Annotated in this window: 20 protein-coding genes and 2 pseudogenes; 8 read left to right on the forward strand and 14 right to left on the reverse strand. The window is 58.8% G+C overall.

The genetic code is table 11. From position 1 onward, the window contains the following. Positions 1 to 7: 7 nt before the first annotated feature. Positions 8 to 571 carry a TetR/AcrR family transcriptional regulator gene (locus I9H09_RS03570; RefSeq protein ID WP_005887136.1) on the forward strand — a complete coding sequence of 188 codons (564 nt, stop codon included), beginning with the start codon at positions 8 to 10 and terminating at the stop codon, positions 569 to 571. A gap of 138 nt (positions 572 to 709) precedes the next feature. On the opposite strand, the gene I9H09_RS03575 is transcribed toward I9H09_RS03570, so the two are convergent. The 11 genes and pseudogenes from I9H09_RS03575 to I9H09_RS03620 form a co-directional block, all read right to left on the reverse strand. After that, positions 710 to 1276, reverse strand: coding sequence for a nucleotidyltransferase family protein (locus I9H09_RS03575; protein WP_081000167.1), 567 nt, complete (start codon positions 1274 to 1276; stop codon positions 710 to 712). A gap of 156 nt (positions 1277 to 1432) precedes the next feature. Next, positions 1433 to 2203: an SDR family NAD(P)-dependent oxidoreductase gene (locus I9H09_RS03580; protein ID WP_122346571.1), complete on the reverse strand. Its 771-nt coding sequence runs from the start codon at positions 2201 to 2203 to the stop codon at positions 1433 to 1435. Between the two features lie 171 nt (positions 2204 to 2374). Further along, a pseudogene (locus I9H09_RS26940) lies at positions 2375 to 2706 on the reverse strand (SDR family oxidoreductase); the annotation flags it as partial. Further along, a pseudogene (locus tag I9H09_RS03585) lies at positions 2681 to 2914 on the reverse strand (hypothetical protein); the annotation flags it as partial. The pseudogenes I9H09_RS26940 and I9H09_RS03585, both read right to left, overlap by 26 nt. A gap of 82 nt (positions 2915 to 2996) precedes the next feature. Further along, positions 2997 to 3236, reverse strand: a complete 240-nt coding sequence (locus I9H09_RS03590) for a hypothetical protein (RefSeq protein WP_003317071.1) — start codon at positions 3234 to 3236, stop codon at positions 2997 to 2999. 138 nt (positions 3237 to 3374) lie between these two features. Then, positions 3375 to 5681 (reverse strand): TonB-dependent receptor, encoded by a 2307-nt coding sequence (locus I9H09_RS03595; protein ID WP_122346570.1) that lies wholly within the window; start codon positions 5679 to 5681, stop codon positions 3375 to 3377. A gap of 70 nt (positions 5682 to 5751) precedes the next feature. Further along, the gene (locus I9H09_RS03600) at positions 5752 to 6156 is read right to left on the reverse strand and encodes an ExbD/TolR family protein (protein WP_005887149.1); all 405 of its coding nucleotides are present in this window, start codon (positions 6154 to 6156) and stop codon (positions 5752 to 5754) included. Between the two features lies 1 nt (position 6157). After that, on the reverse strand, positions 6158 to 6850 hold the full coding sequence (locus tag I9H09_RS03605) for a MotA/TolQ/ExbB proton channel family protein (protein WP_024669010.1): 693 nt from the start codon (positions 6848 to 6850) through the stop codon (positions 6158 to 6160). A gap of 10 nt (positions 6851 to 6860) precedes the next feature. After that, positions 6861 to 7667 (reverse strand): energy transducer TonB, encoded by an 807-nt coding sequence (locus I9H09_RS03610; protein WP_122312255.1) that lies wholly within the window; start codon positions 7665 to 7667, stop codon positions 6861 to 6863. Positions 7668 to 7799: 132 nt separating this feature from the next. Beyond that, positions 7800 to 9584, reverse strand: a complete 1785-nt coding sequence (locus I9H09_RS03615; RefSeq protein ID WP_005887155.1) for an IlvD/Edd family dehydratase — start codon at positions 9582 to 9584, stop codon at positions 7800 to 7802. A 50-nt stretch (positions 9585 to 9634) separates the two neighbouring features. Next, positions 9635 to 10816, reverse strand: coding sequence for a fumarylacetoacetate hydrolase family protein (locus I9H09_RS03620; protein WP_122346574.1), 1182 nt, complete (start codon positions 10814 to 10816; stop codon positions 9635 to 9637). A 114-nt stretch (positions 10817 to 10930) separates the two neighbouring features. Between I9H09_RS03620 and I9H09_RS03625 the strand changes: the two genes are divergently transcribed. The 4 genes from I9H09_RS03625 (at position 10931) to I9H09_RS03640 (ending at position 15073) form a co-directional block, all read left to right on the forward strand. Further along, a complete protein-coding gene (locus I9H09_RS03625; protein WP_054997922.1) occupies positions 10931 to 11890 on the forward strand; it encodes a LysR family transcriptional regulator in 960 nt (319 codons plus the stop codon). Between the two features lie 162 nt (positions 11891 to 12052). After that, on the forward strand, positions 12053 to 13450 hold the full coding sequence (locus I9H09_RS03630) for an MFS transporter (protein WP_122312257.1): 1398 nt from the start codon (positions 12053 to 12055) through the stop codon (positions 13448 to 13450). Then, the gene (locus tag I9H09_RS03635) at positions 13447 to 14187 is read left to right on the forward strand and encodes an SDR family oxidoreductase (protein WP_236502309.1); all 741 of its coding nucleotides are present in this window, start codon (positions 13447 to 13449) and stop codon (positions 14185 to 14187) included. Before I9H09_RS03630 ends, I9H09_RS03635 begins: the two co-directional genes overlap by 4 nt. A gap of 37 nt (positions 14188 to 14224) precedes the next feature. After that, a complete protein-coding gene (locus I9H09_RS03640) occupies positions 14225 to 15073 on the forward strand; it encodes an ureidoglycolate lyase (RefSeq protein ID WP_122312259.1) in 849 nt (282 codons plus the stop codon). Positions 15074 to 15123: 50 nt separating this feature from the next. On the opposite strand, the gene I9H09_RS03645 is transcribed toward I9H09_RS03640, so the two are convergent. Then, positions 15124 to 15942: an alpha/beta fold hydrolase gene (locus I9H09_RS03645; protein ID WP_122325255.1), complete on the reverse strand. Its 819-nt coding sequence runs from the start codon at positions 15940 to 15942 to the stop codon at positions 15124 to 15126. Between the two features lie 287 nt (positions 15943 to 16229). Here I9H09_RS03645 and I9H09_RS03650 point away from each other — a divergent pair, with 287 nt between their 5' ends. From I9H09_RS03650 to I9H09_RS03660, 3 genes are all read left to right on the forward strand, one after another. Beyond that, complete coding sequence (locus I9H09_RS03650; protein WP_122346568.1) at positions 16230 to 18515, forward strand: mechanosensitive ion channel family protein; 2286 nt, start codon at positions 16230 to 16232, stop codon at positions 18513 to 18515. A gap of 142 nt (positions 18516 to 18657) precedes the next feature. Beyond that, positions 18658 to 19542 carry a sugar nucleotide-binding protein gene (locus tag I9H09_RS03655; protein ID WP_032618329.1) on the forward strand — a complete coding sequence of 295 codons (885 nt, stop codon included), beginning with the start codon at positions 18658 to 18660 and terminating at the stop codon, positions 19540 to 19542. Beyond that, the gene (locus tag I9H09_RS03660) at positions 19535 to 20464 is read left to right on the forward strand and encodes an NAD-dependent epimerase/dehydratase family protein (RefSeq protein ID WP_005887177.1); all 930 of its coding nucleotides are present in this window, start codon (positions 19535 to 19537) and stop codon (positions 20462 to 20464) included. The genes I9H09_RS03655 and I9H09_RS03660 overlap by 8 nt, the downstream gene beginning before the upstream one ends. 108 nt (positions 20465 to 20572) lie before the next feature. On the opposite strand, the gene I9H09_RS03665 is transcribed toward I9H09_RS03660, so the two are convergent. Further along, entirely contained in the window at positions 20573 to 21259 is a 687-nt protein-coding gene (locus tag I9H09_RS03665; protein WP_122346567.1) for an OmpW/AlkL family protein, read from the reverse strand. Positions 21260 to 21362: 103 nt separating this feature from the next. After that, positions 21363 to 21887, reverse strand: a complete 525-nt coding sequence (locus I9H09_RS03670) for a DUF3299 domain-containing protein (protein WP_024669001.1) — start codon at positions 21885 to 21887, stop codon at positions 21363 to 21365.

Raw genomic sequence — 21887 nt, forward strand, 5'->3', positions numbered from 1 at the left:
CACGACAATGAGCACCAACGCCCGAGAGGCCATACTCATGGCCGCCAGGAACATCGCCCAGTCACAGGGTTACAACGGGCTGAATTTTCGCGATCTTGCTCATGAGGTCGGCATTAAGCCAGCCAGTATTTATTACCACTTTTCCAGCAAGGCCGATTTGGGTGTCGCTGTTGCCAAACGGTACTGGGAAGACGGTGCAGCTGCGCTCGAAACTATCTCTGAGCAAACTCCGAATCCTGTCGAAGCACTTCATCGTTTCCCCGAAATTTTTCGGCGCTCGCTTGAAGCTGGAAATCGCCTGTGCCTGTGCAGTTTCGTGGGGGCTGAAACCGATAATTTACCCACCGAAATGTCCCAAGAGATACAAGCATTCACAGAGGTCAATGTTGACTGGTTGAGTAAGCTACTTGTCGCCGCACACGTCTGCGAGCCAGTTGATAGCGACGCGCGCGCGCGAGCTATTTTTTCTGCCGTGGCGGGCGCCCAGCTCATCGCAAGAAGCAGGTCAGATATCTCGCTTTTCGATACCCTGATCGACGCCTACCGAATGCATGGGCCGCTCCCGGCATAATTTAAAACCATCCGCCGTGTACCTCGGCAAGAGTCCGCATTCGTTCGAGACACTCTGCTCTGAAGATTTGGCATGCCGGAAGAAGCGGCGTCTGCAGCCCAATAAATTCGTTCATCGGCATACTCCGCGCCTTCCGATTCAACTTTGCGGATCTACGATCCTGAGCCAAGGCCAGCGAGCTTGATAACTTTTCGCCTTCTGATCGAACATATCCGGCTTGGGATTCTTTGGATTGATACGAAGTAGCCCTTGCTCGGTGTCTGCCAGGCCATTGGGAGCATAGACTTCGCCAGTTTCAACATCCCAACCAATGCAGGTACCGGCAATCAGGTAGCGATCAATCCCTTCTTTAGCAGAATGAAGCTGAGGATAATCCCCGCCAAACCGCTGGTTGTACCACAGGTGAACGCGAGCCTGATTCTTGATCTCAATGTTAACTTCGAGATCCTGGAAGAGACGCTGAACAGAGCCGATGACCTCATTCTCGGCCTCCCAGGATAGATCATTGTCGAAGTAAAAAACGTCGTAATCCTTCACCCCCCAGGCTGACGGCAGGCGAGCCTGATGATTCCAGAATGCTTGGAACAGGCAGCCAGCGGTGAGCATGCATTGATTCAAGCCGAGTGAAGGCAAGCGTGAGATGATTTCAGCATTTATCGGATTGGCCATTGCTATCCTGGCAAACCTCTCGACAGTCAACGTCATTTTCATCCAATCTAATCCTGGCGACCGGCAATACATCTTGGCCTTGTAAAACTCCGCCAAGGACAGCGTTTTTACACACTATGACTATGGGCCAAAACAGCCGCTCAAATAGGCAGGTCAGGCCGGCAGCGATCCTGTTTTCGCGAGCGACATAAGTCACCAGACAATAGGTTTGTCGTCCCACGCCCAGAAGGACCCGCTGTCGGATGGTCCATGTGCTCCTACCAGCTCAATAATGCGATCCGCCGAGAACGCCGGTTCGAACAGTTGGCCATCAGGCACGTTCGCCTGGAATGGCTGAGACAGATCCGTGTCCGTCGTGCCTGGGTGTATTGCCAGAACAGTGGAGGCAGGATTCAGGCGTTTCAATTCGATACTGGCTGTGTGCATCAACTGGTTGAGCGCTGCTTTGCTGGCTCTGTAGCTGTACCAGCCGCCCAATCGATTATCGCCGATAGAGCCGACTCTGGCAGAGAGCGCCGCGAAGGTAGAAGGTTGTTTGCGCAATAACGGGAGCAGGTATTTGAGCAAAAGGATTGGAGCAAACGTATTGGTCGCAAAGCTTGCTTGCATGCCCGCAAGGGTCAACTGTGCCAGACCCTTTTCTGCTCTTGCGCCGTCCTGATGAAGAATGCCTAGCGTACTAATGACAAGGTGCAGATGATCACATCCTTCAAGTATCTCGCTCGCGAGTGCTTCAAGGGACTGCTCGCTACGCGCGTCGCAGTCGACCCGTTTCAGGCGGTCGCCATATTGCTCTGCAAGCTTTGCCAGTTCCAGGGAAGTGCTGGCTTCTCGCGCTACCGCCCATACCTGAGCCACATCATCGCGAGCAAGCAAAGCCGCGCAGAGTGCCAGTCCGATACCTCGGCTGGCTCCGCATATCAGCACGTGAGCTTCGCTGTTCAGTTCGGGTATCAAACTCATAAGGCACCTTGAGGAGCGTGGTTACGCTGGTCGCTTTGTCACGATAAGCAGCATTTAGTCCAGAGACCGCAGAGAGTAGCAGTCGAAGCAAATGATGGGCAGCTTCTGGCTGATTGCTGTCTGTCGTAATGGGCAGTTATCGACCCGTTACAGCCATTCGTGCGGCAGTGTTCAAGTTTCGCTGTCATCCAATACCACTGGCGTCGCTGCCGACCCTGCCAGCAGACCTCCATCAATGTTGAACTCACTGCCGGTAATGTATGTAGCCTCATCGGTGGCCAATAACAGGGCCACAGCCGCCATTCTTCGGGCATGCCAAATCTTCTGAGTGGAGTGTCTCGAACGAGTGCAGCCATTCGCTCTTCACGACCCACATCAGCACCCAGCATGGGCTCCCAAATGGGGGTAAGGATGGCGGCCGGGTGGATAGAGTTGCATCGAACTTTCAATCCTTGCTCGGCGCAGTAAAGCGCCACCGTCCTGGATGTATTGCGTGATGCTGCCGCTAGGGGATGTCACAGGATTACCCCGCACTTGCAGAGAATCCTGACCTGCCGCGGCGCTGACCTGAGTCTGACGGATCGGTTGAAGGGGAGGGGTTTACTTGAGCTTCTGGACGTTATTGAAACTTGACTCGTAACGCGTCATGGTCACGCCACAGCCTTGCATCAACAGTGCAAGCAACGCAACCACCAGAAGGCTTCCTTTCACTGCGTTTCCTTGCTTGAGTTATTTGAGGGCGTGATTATCAGAAACCTCAAATTCAAGGGCAATGCTTGATGGCAGGCGTGACCTACATCCTCAGCGCGATAGCCTCGGCCACAAGGCACTCCAGTGCAAACTGCTCGGTATAGGTCATCTGAATCGGCGTGGTTTCGCCCTTGACGGTCCTTTCACCATCAAGAATGTAGCGAATACGTTTGTCAGTCACACCGATACGCTTGGCGATCCACGATGGGGTTTGCCCGATGCGCGAGATCAGTTTGTCGGCGTATTCGGTTGAAGGGTTATAGAGTTCTGCGTTGGGTGTCATGGGGTGTCCAGATATAAGTCGGCGCTATGTAGATGGGGAGTATGCAGCACCGTGCGCTATTCGTCGCCAGTCGCCCGGCTCACTCCCGCAAGCAAGTGAGCAGCAGGCCGGGCAACACACGTCCACCATCAGCAACAATTACAACTTCACCCCCAATGTCACAAACGCACTACGTGGCGTCCCCACTTGAAGAATCTGCAAGTTGCCTGACGGGTCGGCAGCGGCACTGGCGTCGGTGTTGAGGGTAGATATGTAGCGCTTGTCGAACAGGTTGACCATGTTCAGCGAAACGGTGGTGTCCTTGAGGGCGCCGAGTTTGCCGAAGTCGTAACCCAGGTTGGCGTTTGCCAGCCAGTAGCCGCTGACGCTGGAGTCGTTGGTGTAGGTGTAATAGCGTTTGCTGACGTAATTGCCTTGCAGGCCGGCGTTCCAGTGTTCCCAGTTCCAGTCCAGGTTGCTTGAATACATCAGCTTCGGCGAGTCGACCACGGTTTTGTCTTTGACATGCACGGTGCTGCCGCCGCTGGAGTAATCATCATCGTAAGTGCTGCGGTTATAGGACATGGAGTTGCTCCAGCGCCAGTGTTCGTCGGGTGTCAGGCCGAATGACAGCTCCAGCCCTCGACTGGTGACCGAGCCGACGTTGGCCACGCCGTTCTGGCAGATCACGATCCCGGTGCAATTGGTGATGGCGACCAGGCGATTGTCGAACTTCGTGCTGTATACCGCCGCCGATGCCGAATACAGCTTCGTGCTGCGACGCAGGCCCAGTTCGACGGTTTTCGAGGTTTCGGGTTTCAGGTCCTTGAAGCCATTTTGCGCGTCTACGGCAGTCTGGGTGGTGAAGAACGGGCTGTAACCGCCGCTCGGAAAGGCTGCCATGTTTTCCGAGTAGGAAGTGAAGACCTCGTCGTCTTCGTCGAGCTTATAGGTCGCGCCCACCTGCGGCAGGAAGCGGTCCCGGGCTTCCAGTGAGCCATTGGCGTAACCGCCACCCTTGCCTTCGGCGGTAGATGTGGTGACCGTATTTTTCGCGCCGAACTCGAGTTTGAGGCGGTCATCGAGCAGAGTGTAGGTATCACGCAAGTAGAACTGTCGGGTCAGGTCGTTGTAACTCTGGTCCAGCACAGTAGCCGCCAGCGGCAAGCCGTTGGTTTTGACGATGTGGTTCTGCGGTGTCGCATTGGTGGTGTCGAACAGGTAACGAGCAATGTCGTTCTTGTTGGACTGAATCCAGAACCCGCCCTGAATTTCATGCTGGCCCAGGTAGTAGGTCAGCGAGCTCTGGAACCCGGTTCTATCAATACCGTACTGCGTGCTGCGAATCGAGTTGCTGGGCACCGTGTTAGCGCCGCTGGTGTAGATGAACGGGTAATAAGAGTTGCCCCGGCCCGAGTCGTGATGGTGATAGACGGTGGCGTCGAGGACCAGATCATCGGTCAGCGAGAAGTTGCCGTTGAGGATATCCAGTTCGTCGTCGCGCAGGCTGCTGGCGTTGTAGGTTGCATCGCCTGCGCTGGTTACACCGCCGGTATAAATGCCGTTGGCAGCGTTGACTGCGCGGGGCCAGTCGGGTGTGTAATAGCTCCAGTTGTAGCCCAGTCGCTGGATAATGCTTTGCGACATGTTCGGCAAGTTGGCTTCGTCATGCGACGAGGTGCTGTGAAAGAAACTCACGCGGTTGTCGCCGAAGTTGTAATTGACCTTGGCGTTCACAGCATCGGACTTTTGCGGGTTGTTGTGGCCTTTCCAGGCGTCGGCGTCGTATTTTTCTCCCGACACGTAAGCCGACAGGCCGTTGTATTCCCCTGTGTCGACCCGCATGAACGTGCGCGAAGTGTCGTAGCTGCCCATGGTCTGCGACAGCCGCGCGCCGAACTCTTTATCGGGGTTGGAACTGGTGAACTGGATAGTGCCGCCCAGATCACTGTTTGACGCCGTGCCAAGCGAACCCATGCCGGGAGCCACTTCGCTGGCTGCAATGTTTTCCGCAATGATCGCTCGGGTAATGCTCAGGCCGTTGAAGTTGCCGAAGCTCATGTTGCCGAGTGTGACGCCGTCCAGTGTGTAGCCCAGGTGGTGCATGTCGAAGCCGCGCAGGCTGATGCGCTGGCTGCCTTCTTCACGGCCCAGCGGGTCGCCGGACTGGAAGTTGACTCCCGGCAGGCGCTGCAGAACCTTCAGCGGGCTGGTGCCTGCGGAATAAGCCTTCACGTCTTTTTGTGTGACGCGTTGCACCTGACGGGTTTCGCCCTGGCCGATCACCGAGACGGTGCCCAGCGTCGTGGCCGTGGCATCGTCGCTGGCTGGCGGCGTGACAGCCACTGGCACATTGTCGTCGGCCCGAATGAACGGGCTGATCAGGCACAGTGAATTCAATGAAATCAGCAGCGCAAGACGCGTTACTGGAAATCGAGAGGCGCGCGGTATCGATCGAGTGTTCATGAAAGGTTTTCCTGGGGCGTCAGGGGGCCGCACTGGCGGCATGTGTCATTAGGGAGCGGCAGGTTTTATGTCAGGGGCTTTCGGTTACGACCGACAGGCGACTGATCCCGGCTTTCTGGACATCGGCCAACACCTGAGCGACTCGGCCATAGCCGGTCGCCTGGTCGGCGCGCAGGTTGATCGCGACGTCCGGATCCTTGTCGTGAAGGTTTTGCAGCGCGTCCGGCAGTTGTTCCAGCGCTACCGCTTCACTGTCGATAAACACGCCACCGCTGGCATCGACGCTCACCACTACCGGGCTGGCCTGATCCTGTGAGGGCGTGGCGACCGTTTGCGGCAGATCCAGCGGAATGGAATTATTGAGCAGCGGCGCGGTGATGATGAACGTCACCAGCAGCACCAGCATCACGTCCACCAGCGGCGTGATGTTGATGTCGCTGATTGCATCGTCATCACTGGAAGTTGAAAAGGACATGTCAGATCACTCCTTTCAGGTTGGGGGCTGCCTTATCGCGCTTTCCGGGTTGAAGCCGGAACGCGTTGCGTTGCGAGAGGTTGAGAAAGTCCACGGCGAACTCGTCCAGATCCGCGATCACCAGTTTCATGCGTCGTCCGAAAAAGTTGTAAGCCAGCACCGCAGGCACGGCGACTGCTATGCCGACGCCGGTCGCGACCAAGGCTTCGCCGATAGGCCCGGCGACCACAGCGATGCTGGCAGACTTGGCCTGGCTTATCGCAGTGAGCGCATGAATGATTCCGAACACGGTGCCGAACAAACCAATGAACGGCGCGGTGCTGCCGATAGAGGCGAGCAGGATCATGCCGCTTTCAAGATGACGTCGTTCCTTGTGGATCTGCTGGCGCAGGCTGCGCTCCAGCAGGTCCTGGCGATTCCAGCTGTGGCCAAGGTCTGGCGAGTCATGAGGCGCGGCGAGGGCTTGTGCGCCAGCATCGGTCAGGCGCGCCAGGCTGCCTTCGCCGTGGGGCAGCTGCAGTGCATTTTGCAAGTCGCGTGCGGCCCAGAACTGCGTGGCGTAACGTCGATTCTGCCGCGACAGTCGCCAGTGCTGGAACGTCTTGCCAAGCAACAGCGCCCAGGTCACCAGCGAGAAGATCACCAGCAGGATCATCGAGGTCTGGGTAATGATTACGGAGTAAGCGGTGTTCATGACGTAAGCCTCAGGGTGCGAGTTTGAAAGCCAGGGGCACGTTGACCCAGCCTTCGACCGGGGTGTCGCCGCGTTTGGCGGGAATAAAGGTCCACTGCCGAACAGCCGCTTGCGCGGCTTCATCCAGCGCTGGCACGCCGCTCGATTGCTGCACCTGTACCTGGTCGGCACGTCCGTTGGGCAGCACGTGGACGCGCAGCAGCGTCGTGCCTTCCTGGTGTCGGCGTGCGGCGGCGGGCGGGTATACCGGCGGCGGGTTATTCAGGTAACCCGCCCGGCCAATTGGCGCGGTAGTTGACTGCGTCGCAGCCGCGGCAGGCGCTGGCGCCGGTCTCGTCGCCGGCGCAGGTGCGGGTGGCGCTGCGGAAGGGGCTTGCGCAACTGGTTTGGCCACGGCTTTTATCGGCGGTGATTTTGCTTGGGCCTTGGGCCTTGGCAGCTCGGCTGGCGCAGGTTTGGGAGGCGGCGTGGGCGCAGGGCGCGGCGCTTCTGGCTGAGCTACAGGTTCGGGCGGCTGCGGTGTCGGCTGGGCTGACGGCGGAGCAGGCGGCGGCACCCATTGCACGGTGATCGGCATCGGTGGAGTCGGTTCGGGCGCTTGCGGATGATCGGCCGTCAGCCACAGCACCAGTGCCACATGCAGCCCGAGCGCTGCCAGAATCGCCGATGTATTGCCCAGCCACGCTTTCGGAACGTTGCCTCCATGAGGCGGGACGAACAGCGAAGATGGCGCCACACAGCGCGTGCCGACAGGCGGTTCAGGCCAGGAGCGGCATTCATGCGGCGGCAGTCGGCGGGGCAGGATCAGCGTTGACATGGAATCGGCTCACCATCGAAAGAGTACGAACCCGCGACGTAACAATGCGGGCTCGTTTCAACTGGTGAGGATATTAATACTCATTGTGTGTATTAATTATGACCGCCTCCGTTCGATCCGATTTTCTTTCGCTTAATGCGAATGCCTTGGCGGCCCATTGCGGGCGATGATTCTCATGTGCAGGGTGGCCGGTTCCAGGCAGCCACCGGTGGACAGCTGCCCGACCAACTGTCGGTAGAGTTCCTGCCAGGGCGTTTGTGACGGCGCCATTGAAGGTGTCCAGGCTTGTCGACGTACGGCAAGTTCCTCGTCGTCTACCAGCAGGTTCACCGAACGGGCATTGAGGTCCACCCGCAAACGATCATTGGTGCGCAGCAATGCAAGGCCGCCACCGATGGCGGCCTCCGGAGACATGTTGAGTATTGACGGGCTTGCCGAGGTGCCGCTCTGGCGCCCATCACCCAGACAGGGCAGCGAGTCGATGCCGCGTTTGATCAGCGCTGCGGGTGGGTCCATGTTCACCACTTCAGCGCTGCCAGGGTAGCCGACGGGGCCTGCGCCACGGATTACCAGAATGCAGCGCTCGTCGATATCCAGCGTCGGATCATCAATGCGCGCGCGGTAATCCTCGGGCCCCTCGAACACGATAGCGCGCGCTTCAAAGCTGTTTTCGGCTCCGGGTTCGGACAGATAGGTTTTGCGGAAGGCCTCGCCGACGACTGACATTTTCATGATCGCGCTGTCGAAAAAGTTGCCGCTGAGCACGATAAACCCGGCACCGTATTTGAGCGGTTTGTCGTAGGGCAGGATGACTTCGGTGTTGCTGGTGACTGCCGTGCGGACGATGTCGCCTATCGATCGGCCGCTGACCGTGGCGCAGTCTTCATGCAGGCGCCCGGCTTTTTGCAGTTCGTGCATCACGGCAGGTACACCGCCTGCATGGTGAAAACCCTCGCCAAGGTATTTGCCGGCCGGCATGCAGTTGACCAGCAAGGGGACATCGACGCCGATACGCTGCCAGTCTTCCAGGCTCAGTTCGACGCCCATATGGCGGGCGATGGCGATCAGATGTGGCGGACAGTTGCTCGACGCACCCAGTGCCGAAGCGACAGCAATAGCGTTTTCGAACGCTTCTCGGGTCATGATTTGCGAAGGGCGGACGTCTTCCATTACCAGTTCACAAATGCGTTTGCCGGTGGCGTAGGCCATCTGCCCGCGTTCGCGATAAGGTGCAGGAATACTCGCGCAGCCGGGCAGCGACATGCCCAAGGCTTCAGCGATCGCGTTCATCGACAGGGCGGTGCCCATAGTGTTGCAGTGGCCGATCGAAGGCGAGGCGGCGGTGGTCATTTCCATGAAGCCTTCGTAGTCGATCTCTTGAGTCGCCAGCAGCTTGCGCGCATGCCAAAGCACTGTGCCGGAGCCGATCAATTCGCCTTTATGATGGCCGTCGAGCATCGGCCCGCCGGATAGCACAATGGACGGCAGGTCGGTAGTCGCGGCGGCCATCAGGCACGCAGGCGTTGTCTTGTCGCAACCGGTAGTCAGCACGACCCCGTCCAGCGGGTAGCCATGCAGAATCTCCACCAGCCCCAGGTACGCCAGGTTGCGATCCAGCGCAGCAGTCGGGCGACGGCTCTGTTCGGCGATCGGATGCACCGGGAACTCCATCGGGATGCCGCCCGCGTCGCGAATGCCGGCCTTGACCCGTTGGGCCAGTTCGATGTGATGGCGATTGCAGGGCGTCAGGTCGCTGCCGGTCTGGGCGATCCCGATGATCGGACGACCCGATTGCAGCTCACTGCGTGTCAATCCGTAATTCATGTAGCGCTCGACATACAGCGCAGTCAGGTCGGCATGCTCAGGGTCGTCGAACCATTGCTGGCTGCGCAGAGAGCGTTTGGGTGGCAGGCTCATGGGCGTGTTCTCTTGTTATGTGGTGAAGCCGGAAGAGTGCGCAACGTCGCTTAGCGTTTCAGAAGGCCTCGGGCTGACAGGTTATGAAACAGCGCGCCGATCCCGAACGTCCACGGCGCGGCGGCATTGCTGTACGTCACCTCGTTGTGCAGGCTGCCGAGAAACGGGCTGCTGATGCGCACCAGGTCGCCGGGTTTGTGAGTGAAGCCAGCGCCAGGGTGATCGCGATCCTGGGTCGGGGCGAACAGCGTGCCAAGGAATAGCACCAGGCCGTCCGGGTACTGGTGACAGCCATTGAGGGTCTGCGCCACGATATCCAGCGGGTCGCGACTGATCTGATCCATCGAACTGGCCCCTTGCAGCCGGTAAGCGTCGGTCCCCTCAACTGTCAGGTCGATCACGCAGTGGCGCACGTCATCAAGGCTGAAATGCTCGTCAAACAGCCGAATAAACGGGCCGATGGCGCATGAGGCGTTGTTGTCCTTGGCCTTGCCCAGCAACAGCGCGCTTCGTCCTTCGAAGTCACGAAGGTTCACGTCATTGCCCAGCGTCGCGCCTACAACATGACCGCGACTGTTGACCGCGAGCACCACTTCGGGCTCGGGGTTATTCCAGTGCGAATCCGGGTGAATGCCGATCGGGCTGGCGCTGCCAACGGCTGAAAGCACAGGGGCCTTGGTGAAAATCTCTGCGTCGGGGCCTATCCCGACTTCCAGGTATTGCGACCACATGCCTTTTTCGAGCAGCACCGCCTTCAGCAGCATAGCCTGCTCGGAGCCAGGCTTGACCGCGCGCAGGTTGTCGCCGATGACCTTGCGCACCGTCTCGCGGACACTGTCGGCAAGCGTTGCGTCGCCTCCGGCTTTTTCCTCGATGACTCGTTCGATCATGCTGGCGGCGAAGGTCACGCCGGCGGCCTTGATCACCTGTAAATCCAGTGGCGCCAGCAAGCTGGGACGGTCACGGTTGGTGTGTACGCCACTGTTCGCCAGCAGCGCCGCAATGCTTGCGACAAAAGTACCCGAAGCGTTGCGCACAGCCTCTACTGGGGAGTCCTGCTCCAGCAATTCGCTGACCGTGGCGAAGTGCGCCGACAGGTCGAACACCCCATCAGCGCGCAGTACCACAGGCGAGGGGCCAGCCACGTTGCCGGGAATCCAGGCGCGTCCGATCAAGGTGGCAGGCGAGCCATCGGTTGGCAGGGTGTTTTCAGGCGTAAGACGGATGGGCATGGCGAACGCTTCCTGGTCCATAAAAACTGCACGCTAGGTGGCTGCCTGGATAAACTCCAATGGCAAATATTCACTTATCGATAACCTGGCGTTATTGCTGCGCAGAGGGAACCCATGTCGGACCTGTCGTTTTCGAGCTTCTGTAACTGGTTGAAATATCGCCATCTGATTCTGATCGACACCCTCGGGCGTACCCAGAACATGCACCTTGCTGCGCAGCAGATGAACCTCAGCCAGCCTGCGCTGAGCAAGATGCTCAAGGAAATAGAGAGTCTGCTGGGTTTCGCGATTTTCGAGCGTTTGCCGCGCAGCATGGTGCCGACTTCACTGGGCGTGCAGGTGGTGCGTTACGCCCAGCTTGCCTTGAACGATGCGCGTACGTTCGTCGAACAGATCAACAACCTCAGCGCCGGTGGCCATGGACACCTCAAGGTCGGCGGCATCTTCGCTGCCACGGCGGTGGTGCTGCCCGAGGCCATCGTGCAGATCAAGGAACGGTGGCCGTTGCTGTCCATCGAGGTGGTCGAGCAGACCAGCGATCACCTGATGGAAATGCTGGAAGAGCGAACACTGGACCTGGCCATCGGCCGATTCACCGAAAAGGGCCAGCAGCAGCGTTATGATTTTCAGGCACTGGCGCCCGAACCGTTCAGTATCGTGGTCAACAGCCGTCATCCGTTATGCGATGCAGGGCCGATGAGCTTGCAGCAATTGGTGGACTGGCCATGGATGCTGTATCCGAAAGGCACGCCGATACGCGGACGTATGGAAGCAGCATTTGCCGAGGCCGGTGTCGGCGTGCCGCGCAATACCATCGATACCATCTCGATGCAGACCTTCCTCAAGGTGCTGCAAAGCGGCCCGATGATCGGCATGTTGCCTGACGCGATGGTTGCACCTCATCTCGAAAGTGGGCTGCTCAGGACATTGCAAACGCAGATGCATCTGGTGCCGCAGTTCTACGGGATTCTGACCCGCAAGAGCGAGCCACTGACCGGCCCCGCTCAGGAATTCGCCAATATCCTGCTGGAAAACGCGCGTCTGGTTCAGGAAAAGCAAGCGCCAGGTTCATGAGGTAGAGCAATAACCGTGCGTTATCGATTAATCCAAAAATGCCATTGGGATTGAATCACTCCCTGACCTAGATTATTGGCCAGCACATGCAATGGGGCATTCAGTGATTTAGCTGTGTCTGCCCGCACGACCCACTCAATAAAAACAATGAGGCATGCCCGCATGCCAAGGGTTATTCACATGCAGACCAATGCCGAACCGCAGAGCTCCGACGCAGGATTTGAAGACCGCACTTATCGCAAGGTTATCTTGCGAACTCTGCCGATCCTGCTGCTGTGTTACATGGCCGCCTATCTGGACCGGGTCAATATCGGTTTCGCCAAGCTCGACATGCTCAACGATCTGCAATTCAGCAATACCGTCTATGCGCTGGGCGCGAGCATGTTCTTCTGGGGTTACTTTCTGTTTGAAGTACCCAGCAACCTGCTGTTGCACAGGCTTGGCGCGCGTTTCTGGATTGCCCGGATCATGTTCACCTGGGCACTGGTGTCCATTGCAGTCGCCTTCACCGTACCCCTCGCACAGTTCTTCCGCATTGAATCGAGCAGCATGTTCTACGTGCTGCGCTTTTTGCTGGGTATCTGTGAGGCAGGTTTCTTTCCCGGGGTCATTCTGTACCTCAACTACTGGTTTCCAACGCACCGTCAAAGCCGCGTGATGTCCGGTTTTCTGATGGCGCTGCCGGTCAGCCTCACGCTCGGCGGCATGCTGTCCGGCTGGCTGATGAACAGCATGAACGGCATACACGGCATGGCCGGATGGCAGTGGATGCTGATCATCGAGGGTATCCCGTCAATCATCATGGCGGTCGTGGTGATCGTTTACCTGTGTGACAACATCGACTCGGCCAAATGGTTGTCGGCACCTGAGAAAGCCATGCTCAAGGCCAATCTGGTCAGCGACAATCACGGCAAGGCCTCGCGCCTGAGCGAGGTGTTTTTCAACCCGCGCGTCTGGCTGCTGGTGTTGATTCTGCTGACATTCAACACCGGCTTTTATGGCCTGGCGTTCTGGATGCCGTCGATCATCAAAAGCGCAGGTATTGCCAATACCTTTCATATCGGTTTGTTGACCGCCATTCCCTACAGCATCGCCACCGTTGCCATGTTGCTCAATGCACGGCACTCCAATCGCACTGGCGAGCGGCGTCTGCACGCGGCAGTGCCCGCGTTCATTGGTGGCGTCGGTCTGATTCTGAGTGCTTACTTTGCTCACAATCTGGTGCTTTCGGTGCTGTTTCTCAGCGTGGCGGCGTCAGGGCTGCTCAGCCTGATGCCGATATTCTGGACGTTGCCGGGGACCGTGCTGTCAGGCGTTGCGGCAGCAGCCGGGATCGGGATGATCAATGCGATCGGCAACCTGTCCGGTTTCACCGGCTCGATGATCACTGCTGTCGCTGAGACCATGACGGGTGACATCAATAACGGCACGTACGTGCTGGCCCTGTGCCTACTGGTCAGCGGCGGGTTGATTCTGTTGATCCCGCGCAGCATGCTCGACAAGACCGGCGCTGCTCCGGTAATGGTTACTCCCACTCTTTCTGGCATGGAGAAAGTATGACCATGAGCGACAAACGAGTACTGATTACCGCGGCTGGCCAAGGTATCGGGCTGGCCAGTGCCAAGGCGTTCGTCGAGGCTGGCGCTGAGGTCATTGCAACTGATCTGGACCTGAGCAACCTGAGCGGTATAAGCGGACTGCAAGCCATTAAGCTGGACGTTACCTCGGCCCAGGCGATCCGCGAACTCAGCGAGCAGATCGGCCCCATCGATGTGCTGTTCAACTGCGCAGGCTATGTGCATTCCGGCACCATCCTGGAATGTGACGAGGCAGCCTGGCTGCACTCGATGGATCTCAATGTCACCGCCATGTACCGCATGATCCAGGCCTTTCTGCCGGGCATGCTGAGCCGCGGTGGCGGTTCGATCATCAACATGGCGTCGGTGGCGTCCAGCGTCAAAGGCGTGCCCAATCGCTTTGCCTACAGTGCCAGCAAGGCGGCGGTGATCGGGCTGACCAAATCGGTAGCTGCAGATTTCATTGGTCAAGGCATCCGTTGCAATGCTATTTGTCCGGGCACGGTGGATTCACCGTCTCTGCGAATGCGCATTGCCGCGCAGGCCAGACAGCAGGGCATTACCGAGGCACAGGTCTATCAGCAGTTTGTGGATCGACAGCCCATGGGACGTATCGGCAACGTGGAGGAAATCGCGCAACTGGTTATTTATCTGGGCTCTGATGCCTCGTCCTACACCTCCGGTGCTGTGCATGTGATCGATGGTGGAATGAGCATCTGAACCCATTTTTGCAGCCTCGACAGAACAGGAGAACTCGATGAAATTGCTACGTTACGGTGAAAAAGGTGCTGAAAAGCCCGGCCTGCTGGATGCAAGCAACCAGATCCGCGATCTCTCCGCGCACATCAAAGATGTTGCAGGCGATGCGTTGAGCCCAGCCAGCCTGGCCAGCCTTGCGGCACTTGACCCTGCAAGCCTGCCGCTGGTGCCGGGTCAACCGCGTATCGGCGCCTGCGTCGGGCAGGTCGGCAAGTTCGTCTGCATCGGCCTGAACTACGCCGACCACGCCGCCGAATCCAATATGGAAATCCCGAAAGAGCCGATCATCTTCAATAAATGGACCAGCGCCATCTGCGGCCCGAACGATGACGTCCAGATCCCGCGTGGCTCGCTCAAGACCGACTGGGAAGTGGAAATGGGCGTCGTGATAGGCAAGGGCGGGCGTAACATCGACGAAGCCAATGCAATGGAGCACGTCGCTGGCTACTGCGTGATCAATGATGTGTCCGAGCGCGAATGGCAGCTCGAGCGCGGCGGCACATGGGATAAGGGCAAGGGCTTCGATACCTTCGGCCCGCTTGGCCCTTGGCTGGTGACCCGCGATGAGATCGCCGACCCTCACTCGCTTGACCTGTGGCTTGAGGTCGATGGCCATCGTTACCAGCAGGGCAATACCCGCACGCTGATTTTCTCGGTGCCGCAATTGATCGCTTACCTGAGCCGGTGCATGAGCCTGCAGCCGGGTGATGTGATCTCGACCGGCACGCCACCGGGCGTCGGCCTTGGCGTCAAACCCGAGCCCGTGTTCCTGCATGCCGGGCAGCGTATCCGCCTGGGCATCGCCGGGTTGGGCGAGCAGAATCAGTTGACCGTTCAGGCCGACTGATTCTGTGTGAGAGGGGAGTCGGCAATCGACTCCCTGTTGTACGCAGGGCTTCAGCTCTGCAGAAACGTCAGCAAATCCTCGTTCAGTTGTTGCGCATGGGTCACTGCAAAACCATGCGGAGCGCCAGGATAAACCTTCAGTACCGCGCCCTTGATCATCTCAGCAGCCCGCTTGCCCGACGCCTCGAATGGCACGACCTGGTCACCATCGCCATGAATCACCAGGGTCGGCACATCGATTTTGGCCATGTCCGGACGGAAGTCTGTGGCGGAAAACGCCGTAACGCAATCCAGCGTGCCCTTGAGTGAGGCGAGCAGGGCGATGTTCAGGGTTTGGGTCTGAACGCCTTCAGAAACTTCCTGACCTTTATTCAGGCCGTAGAACGGTGTCGCAAAGTCACTGATGAACTGGGCGCGGTCCTTCATCAGGCCGTCCTTTATGCCATCGAAAACGGATGCGTCGACACCTTCAGGGTTGTCTTCGGTCTTGAGAAAAAACGGCGTGACGGAGCCCAGCAAGGCGAGCCTGGCGACTCGTTCGCTGCCATGCCTGGCAATGTAGCGCGTCACGTCGCCGCCGCCCATGGAGAAGCCGACCAGCGTTACGTCGCGCAGGTCGAGGTGCTCGATCAGCTCAGCGATATCGTCAGCAAAGGTGTCGTAATCGTAACCGCTCCACGGCTGGCTCGAACGGCCAAAGCCGCGCCGGTCAAAGGCGATGGTGCGGTAGCCGTTGCTGCTGAGGTGCTCCATCTGGTATTCCCACATGTCGCCATCCAGCGGCCAGCCGTGGCTGAACAGCACCGGTGTGCCCGTGCCCCAGTCCTTGTAATAGATATCGGTGCCATCTTTGGTCTTGAACGTGCTCATGCCGATTCCTCTCGTTTCAGATGATCTGGCTTGCCAGTCAGGTTGCCACGTGTCGAGCCTGTTGACTGTACGCATGCAGATGTTACGGCTCTCGTCTTTTCCGGCATTTGGCCTGTTGCATAGTTCAGTCCGAATGTCCGAGAGGCATGCCTGACTCGTGCTGCAGAGCGCTCCGCTGAAACATCGGCTCATTGTATTTCCCTGTGCAAACCGAACTTGCCGGGCAAACAGGAATCAGTTCCTTGGGTTGAGGCTTCCTGAACCTGAATATTGAAGGAGAAAACGGCGTGGCGTCTCAGCTGAAAATCTTGATCCTGTCGGGTCTGTTGTTATTCGCAGGCAGCTTCAACCTTCAGGCGGCCGATGTACCCGCACTGCCAATGGGCGCTGCGGTGCCCGCCGATGACAAGGCGGCGGACAAGGCCGACAGCAAGGCAGCCGACAAAGCGCCCGCCAAGCCGGACGACAAGGCCGCAGCCAAACCGGATGCAGCGTCAGACGCTGCTGCAGACCCCGCCGCCGCTGACCCGGCTGCCGAACTTCTGGTGCAGGGCGGTTTGCTCGGCGCTATCAGTACCAGCATTGATGACGTGCAGGAAAAGCTCAATCTGGATGACAACCTGTTCGACGCCTGGCGATTGCGTGCCGACCGTGCAGCCGACGAACTGGAAAAGCTGGTCAACAAGCGCACCACGCGTTCGCCCTGGAGCGTGGTCGGCGACTTCCTGGCCTTGTCGTTCGTGTGGATGGGAGCGTTCGCGGTTCTGACGACATTGGGTCGCTTTCTCGCCGTTCGCTTGTGCAAAACCCCCTTCATGCAGGTTCGCGAGCGCAGTCAGGCGCTGCTCAAATACGTCTTGCCGTTTACTTTGCCAGCCATCATCTGCCTGCCACTGACCCTCTATGTCAGCCACTTCATGCCGTCCTCGGTCGGTCGCGCTCTGGCGCTGTGTTTTGCCTACGCCACCAGCAGCGGCATCGTTTCCACTTCGGTGCTGCTGTGCGTGATCGTGATGTTCAACGCAGGGCACAAGCGCGCTGCGGTGCGCATGATTCGCCGTTATTCACCCAAGCCGTTGTTCGTGGTGGGCTTTCTGGCAGCGCTGAGCGATGCGCTGACCAGCCCGCAGATCGCCCGGCAACTGGGCAGCAACGTCACCACCAGTGTTGCGGTGTTCACCGGCCTGTTCGCGTCGGTGGTGTTCTGCATGCTGATCATCAAAGTGCGTCGGCCAGTGTCGCATCTGATCCGTAACCGGTCGCTGAGCAGCCGCTTGCAGCGGCCTGCACTGCAACAGTCGCTGAAGATATTCTCCAACCTGTGGCACCTGCCTATCCTGCTGATGATTCTGGTCTCGGCGATCAACCTCATCGGCGCCGGTGAAGACAGCCAGGAGGCGCTGCGTTGCGCGCTGTTCACCACCATATTGCTGATTGCCACGGTTTTCCTCAGTATCGTGTTCCAGCACCTCTTCAAACCCGCCGAATCCCTCGGGCGCGGCGGGCATGTGTACAAGGCACGCTTGCTGAGCCTTGTGTACGCCGTGTTGCGTATCGCACTGGCGCTCACCTTCATCGAAGTGTTGGGGCGTATCTGGGGGTTCTCGATGTTCGAGTTCGCCCAGCGCAATACGCTGGGTCGGGTGATCAGCGATTCACTGAGCAGTATCGGGCTGATCTTTGTGGTCACCTGGCTGCTGTGGGTGGTGCTGGACACTGCGATTCAGGAAGCCCTCAAACCACCGATCAATCATCGCAGCGGCCGTCAGCCCAGTACGCGGATCAAGACCATCCTGCCGTTGCTGCGCAATGCGGTAAAAATCATTCTGGTGGTGATCTGCGCGATCACCACCATGGCCAATCTGGGGATCAACGTTGCGCCACTGCTGGCGGGTGCCGGTGTTGTCGGCCTGGCGATCGGTTTTGGCTCGCAGCAATTGGTTCAGGATGTGATCACCGGCCTGTTCATCATCATCGAAGACACGTTCTCGGTGGGCGACTGGGTGGTGCTGAGTACCGGCCATTCGGGGTCCGTGGAAAGCCTCACCATCCGCACCGTGCGTCTGCGTGACGGCAAGGGCTTCGTCCACTCGGTGCCGTTCGGGCAGATCAAGGCGGTCACTAACCAGTCACGCCAGTTCGCCTATGCGTTCTTCTCGGTGCAGTTCACCTACGACTCGGACATTGATGACGCGCTGGCGCTGATCCGTGAAACCGGTCAGTCGATCAGCGAAGACATCCTGCTCAAGCACAACCTGCAAGGCCCGCTGGAAGTGTTCGGGGTCGATCGCATGGACCTGAATGGCGTGGTGCTGACCGCGCAGTTCCGCACCTCGTCAGGCGGGCAGTATGCGGTCGGGCGTGCGTTCAATGAGCGTCTCAAGCGGCTTGTGGACAAGAACCCCAACGTGCGCTTCGCGCAGACTTATCCACAGATGGTCATGGGGCCGGGCTTCAATAATCCTCAGGCTGGCGTTGAAGCCGAAGGGCCGCCGGCGCCATCGGACCCTGCCGTCGCTACGCCATCTGCGCCGACACCTGCGCCGCTCGGTCTGCCCAAAGGAAATGCATGAGGCCAAGGCGCTGCAACGTGTTGTTGTAGCGCCATCGCCCAGCCAGACTGCGCAACTGTTGGGGGTTGGCAGCCAACGTGTTATGTTTGCAGGCGTTTTTCAATTGTTTGTTTGATTACCTGATTCCGAGCCTGCTGACTCTATGCGAATGCGCCTTATGCTGTTGGGCGGCGGGAATGCCCTCGGGCAGGCGCTGATTCGTCTGGGTGCCGAGGAAGACATTGGCTTCCTCGCACCACGTCCACCGCAAGACGGCTGGGACGTGGCGAGCCTCACGCAACTGCTTGACGACACCCGTCCCGATGCCTTGATCAACCTTGCTTACTACTTCGACTGGTTTCAGGCAGAGGTGGTCAGCGAAGCGCGTCTGACTCACCAGGAGCGCTCTGTCGAGCGTCTGGCCGAACTGTGTCAGCACCACAACATCACTCTGGTACAGCCTTCCAGCTACCGTGTGTTCGATGGCTCGCGTGCGACCGCCTACAGCGAAAAGGACGAGCCAGTGCCGTTGGGCTTGCGTGGCCAAGCGCTGTGGCGTATCGAACAAAGCGTGCGCGCGACCTGCCCGCAACATGTGCTGGTGCGTTTCGGCTGGCTGCTGGACGACAGCGCCGACGGCGTATTGGGTCGCTTTCTGTCGCGCGCCAAAGAGCCTGGCGAAATACTGCTGGCCGATGATCGACGTGGCAATCCGACGCCCGTCGATGATGCTGCGCGAGTGCTTATTTCGGTGGTCAAGCAACTCGATTGCGAAGCGCCGCTGTGGGGCACTTACCACTATGCCGGGCACGAGGCGACCACGCCATTGGCGCTAGGACAGGCAGTGCTCACCGAGGCGCGTATTGCGCATCCGCTGGCCATCGAGTCGCCTACCGCGCAGGCCCACGCCGCGCGCCCCGATGCAGCCGAAGAGCCGCAGCACGCGGTCCTCGCCTGCAAGAAGATTCTCCACACTTTCGGCATCAAGCCTCGCGCCTGGCGGGCCGGCTTGCCAAGCCTGCTGGATCGGTATTATCGACATGTCTGACGCTCCTGTTCTGATCACTGGGGGGGCTGGCTTCATCGGCTCGCACCTGACCGACGCATTGCTCGCCAGCGGGCACAGCGTGCGCATTCTCGACAACCTTTCGGCGGGCAAACGCAGCAATCTTCCGCTCGACAACCCACGGGTCGAACTGATCGAGGGAGACGTGGCAGACGCCGCACTGGTCAAACGTGCCGCACAGGGCTGCCGGGCAGTCGTACACCTTGCTGCCGTAGCCTCGGTGCAAGCGTCAGTCGATGACCCCGTACGTACCCATCAGAGCAACTTCATCGGGACGCTGAATGTATGCGAAGCGATGCGCGAAGCCGGCATCAAACGTGTGATCTTCGCCTCCAGCGCGGCGGTCTACGGCAATAACGGCGAAGGCGATGCGATCACCGAGGACACCGTCAAAGCGCCGCTGACCCCTTATGCGTCGGACAAGCTGGCCAGCGAGTTCTACCTGGATTTCTATCGCCGCCAGCATGGTCTGGAGCCAGTGATCTTTCGCTTCTTCAACATCTTCGGCCCGCGCCAGGATCCATCTTCGCCATATTCCGGGGTGATCAGCATCTTTGCCGAGCGTATCCAGAACGGTTTGCCGATTGTCGTGTTTGGCGATGGCGAGCAAACGCGCGACTTTTTCTACGTAGGGGATCTGCTCAAGCTGCTGCTGCAGGCCCTGTCGCGGGAAAGTGCGATTGAAGGTGCGATCAACGTGGGTCTGAACAACACGACCTCGCTCAATGAGCTGCTGTCGGCGCTCTCGCAAGTGGTCGGCAAACAGCCGGAAGTCAGCTACCAGGCGCCGCGCTCGGGCGACATAAAACATTCCCGCGCCAGCAACCGGCGTTTGCTGGAGCACTTCACGGTGGATGAGCCGACACCCTTGCATCGCGGCCTTGAGCTGTTGATAGGGCAGTGAATCCGGCGTTCAGCGTTACACACACACACAAATCTGGCTGACTACTAAAAACGACAAAGGCACCCGCTGAGGGTGCCTTTGTGTTTGTGGCGCTTGAAACTGTGCAGGTCAGAACTTGTAACCCACGCCCACCATGTACACCCACGGGTCGATATCCACATCCACTTTGGTCTTGCCGACAGCCAGCGCAGAAGGCCCGTCGACGGTAGCTTTGGTGTCGATGTCGACGTACCAGACCGAGGCGTTGACCAGAACGTTTTCGGTGATCATGTAGTCCATGCCCAACTGTGCAGCCAGGCCTACCGAGTCCTTGAGCTTGAGGTCACTGAAACCCTGATTCTTGAGGTCGCCGGTCAGGTCGGTGTCGAAGAACGTGGTGTAGTTGATACCCACGCCCGCGTAAGGCTGGAATCTGGACGAGGGTTCCATGGGGTAGTACTGCAGCGACAGGGTGGGCGGCAGTTGTTTGATGTCCGCCAGCTTGCCATCCAGTCCAGGGCCCAGGCCTTTGACCGATACGGTGTGGCTGAATGGCGTGGCGGCCAGCAGCTCGATGCCGACATGTTGAGTCAGCATGTAAGCGAAGGTCAGGCCCAGCTGGTTTTCGCCATCGACAGTGGCTTTGGTGCCGGAAACCTTGGCGCCGTCGAGCCTGACTTCGCTGCTGTCTTCGTTAGGCTGGACGTGCGCGACACCGGCACGGACGATGAAATCGCCTTTTTCGTAGGCGTGTGCCGCAACCGGGGCAGTGATGGCGAGCGCGACAAGGGACGCGCTTAGCAGGTGCTTGTTCATGGAGGCTCCAGAGATCAGTCAAAATTTATGGGCGTAATGTTAAAGCGCTGTCGAGCGGCGGCTTTGACTCAGCTCAATGAAATCGCTGGGAACCTCGTCATCCTCATGAATCCGGCAACTCGTAGACAAGGATCTTGTCTGCCTGCATCTGATAACCCGCTTCTGCCAGTTCGCTGCTAGACGACTTGGCCTGCATCGGTCCTTCGATCCAGTACGGCTGATACAGCTCATCGACCTTCACGCCCAGCTCACTCGTGACATGCACGATCTGGTTCGCTGGTGGCGGCGGCACATGGATGCAGGCACCGAAATACGGCACCAGCAAAAACTCCGTCACTCTGCCTTCTTCACTGACCTCGAGCGGCACGATGTAGCCCGGCAAACGCACCATTTGTCCATCCAGTGCCTTGACCACCGGCGCATGCGGTGCCAATTGATGGGCCGCAGGCGCTGCCTCCATGGCCAGTGCATCGGACAGCTTGGACATATCGTGTATGGGAGCCGTTACCGGCTTCACCACAGGTGCATCGGGCGGAATCATGTCATTCCAGGTCAGTATCCGCGGCTCGGCGGCCCACAGTTGAGTGGTCACCGAGAGCAGCAGAGTGAGTAGCATGCGCCGCATCAT

Origin of the sequence: Pseudomonas tremae (genome assembly GCF_023278125.1) — a bacterium.
In the GTDB taxonomy this organism is placed as follows: domain Bacteria; phylum Pseudomonadota; class Gammaproteobacteria; order Pseudomonadales; family Pseudomonadaceae; genus Aquipseudomonas; species Aquipseudomonas tremae.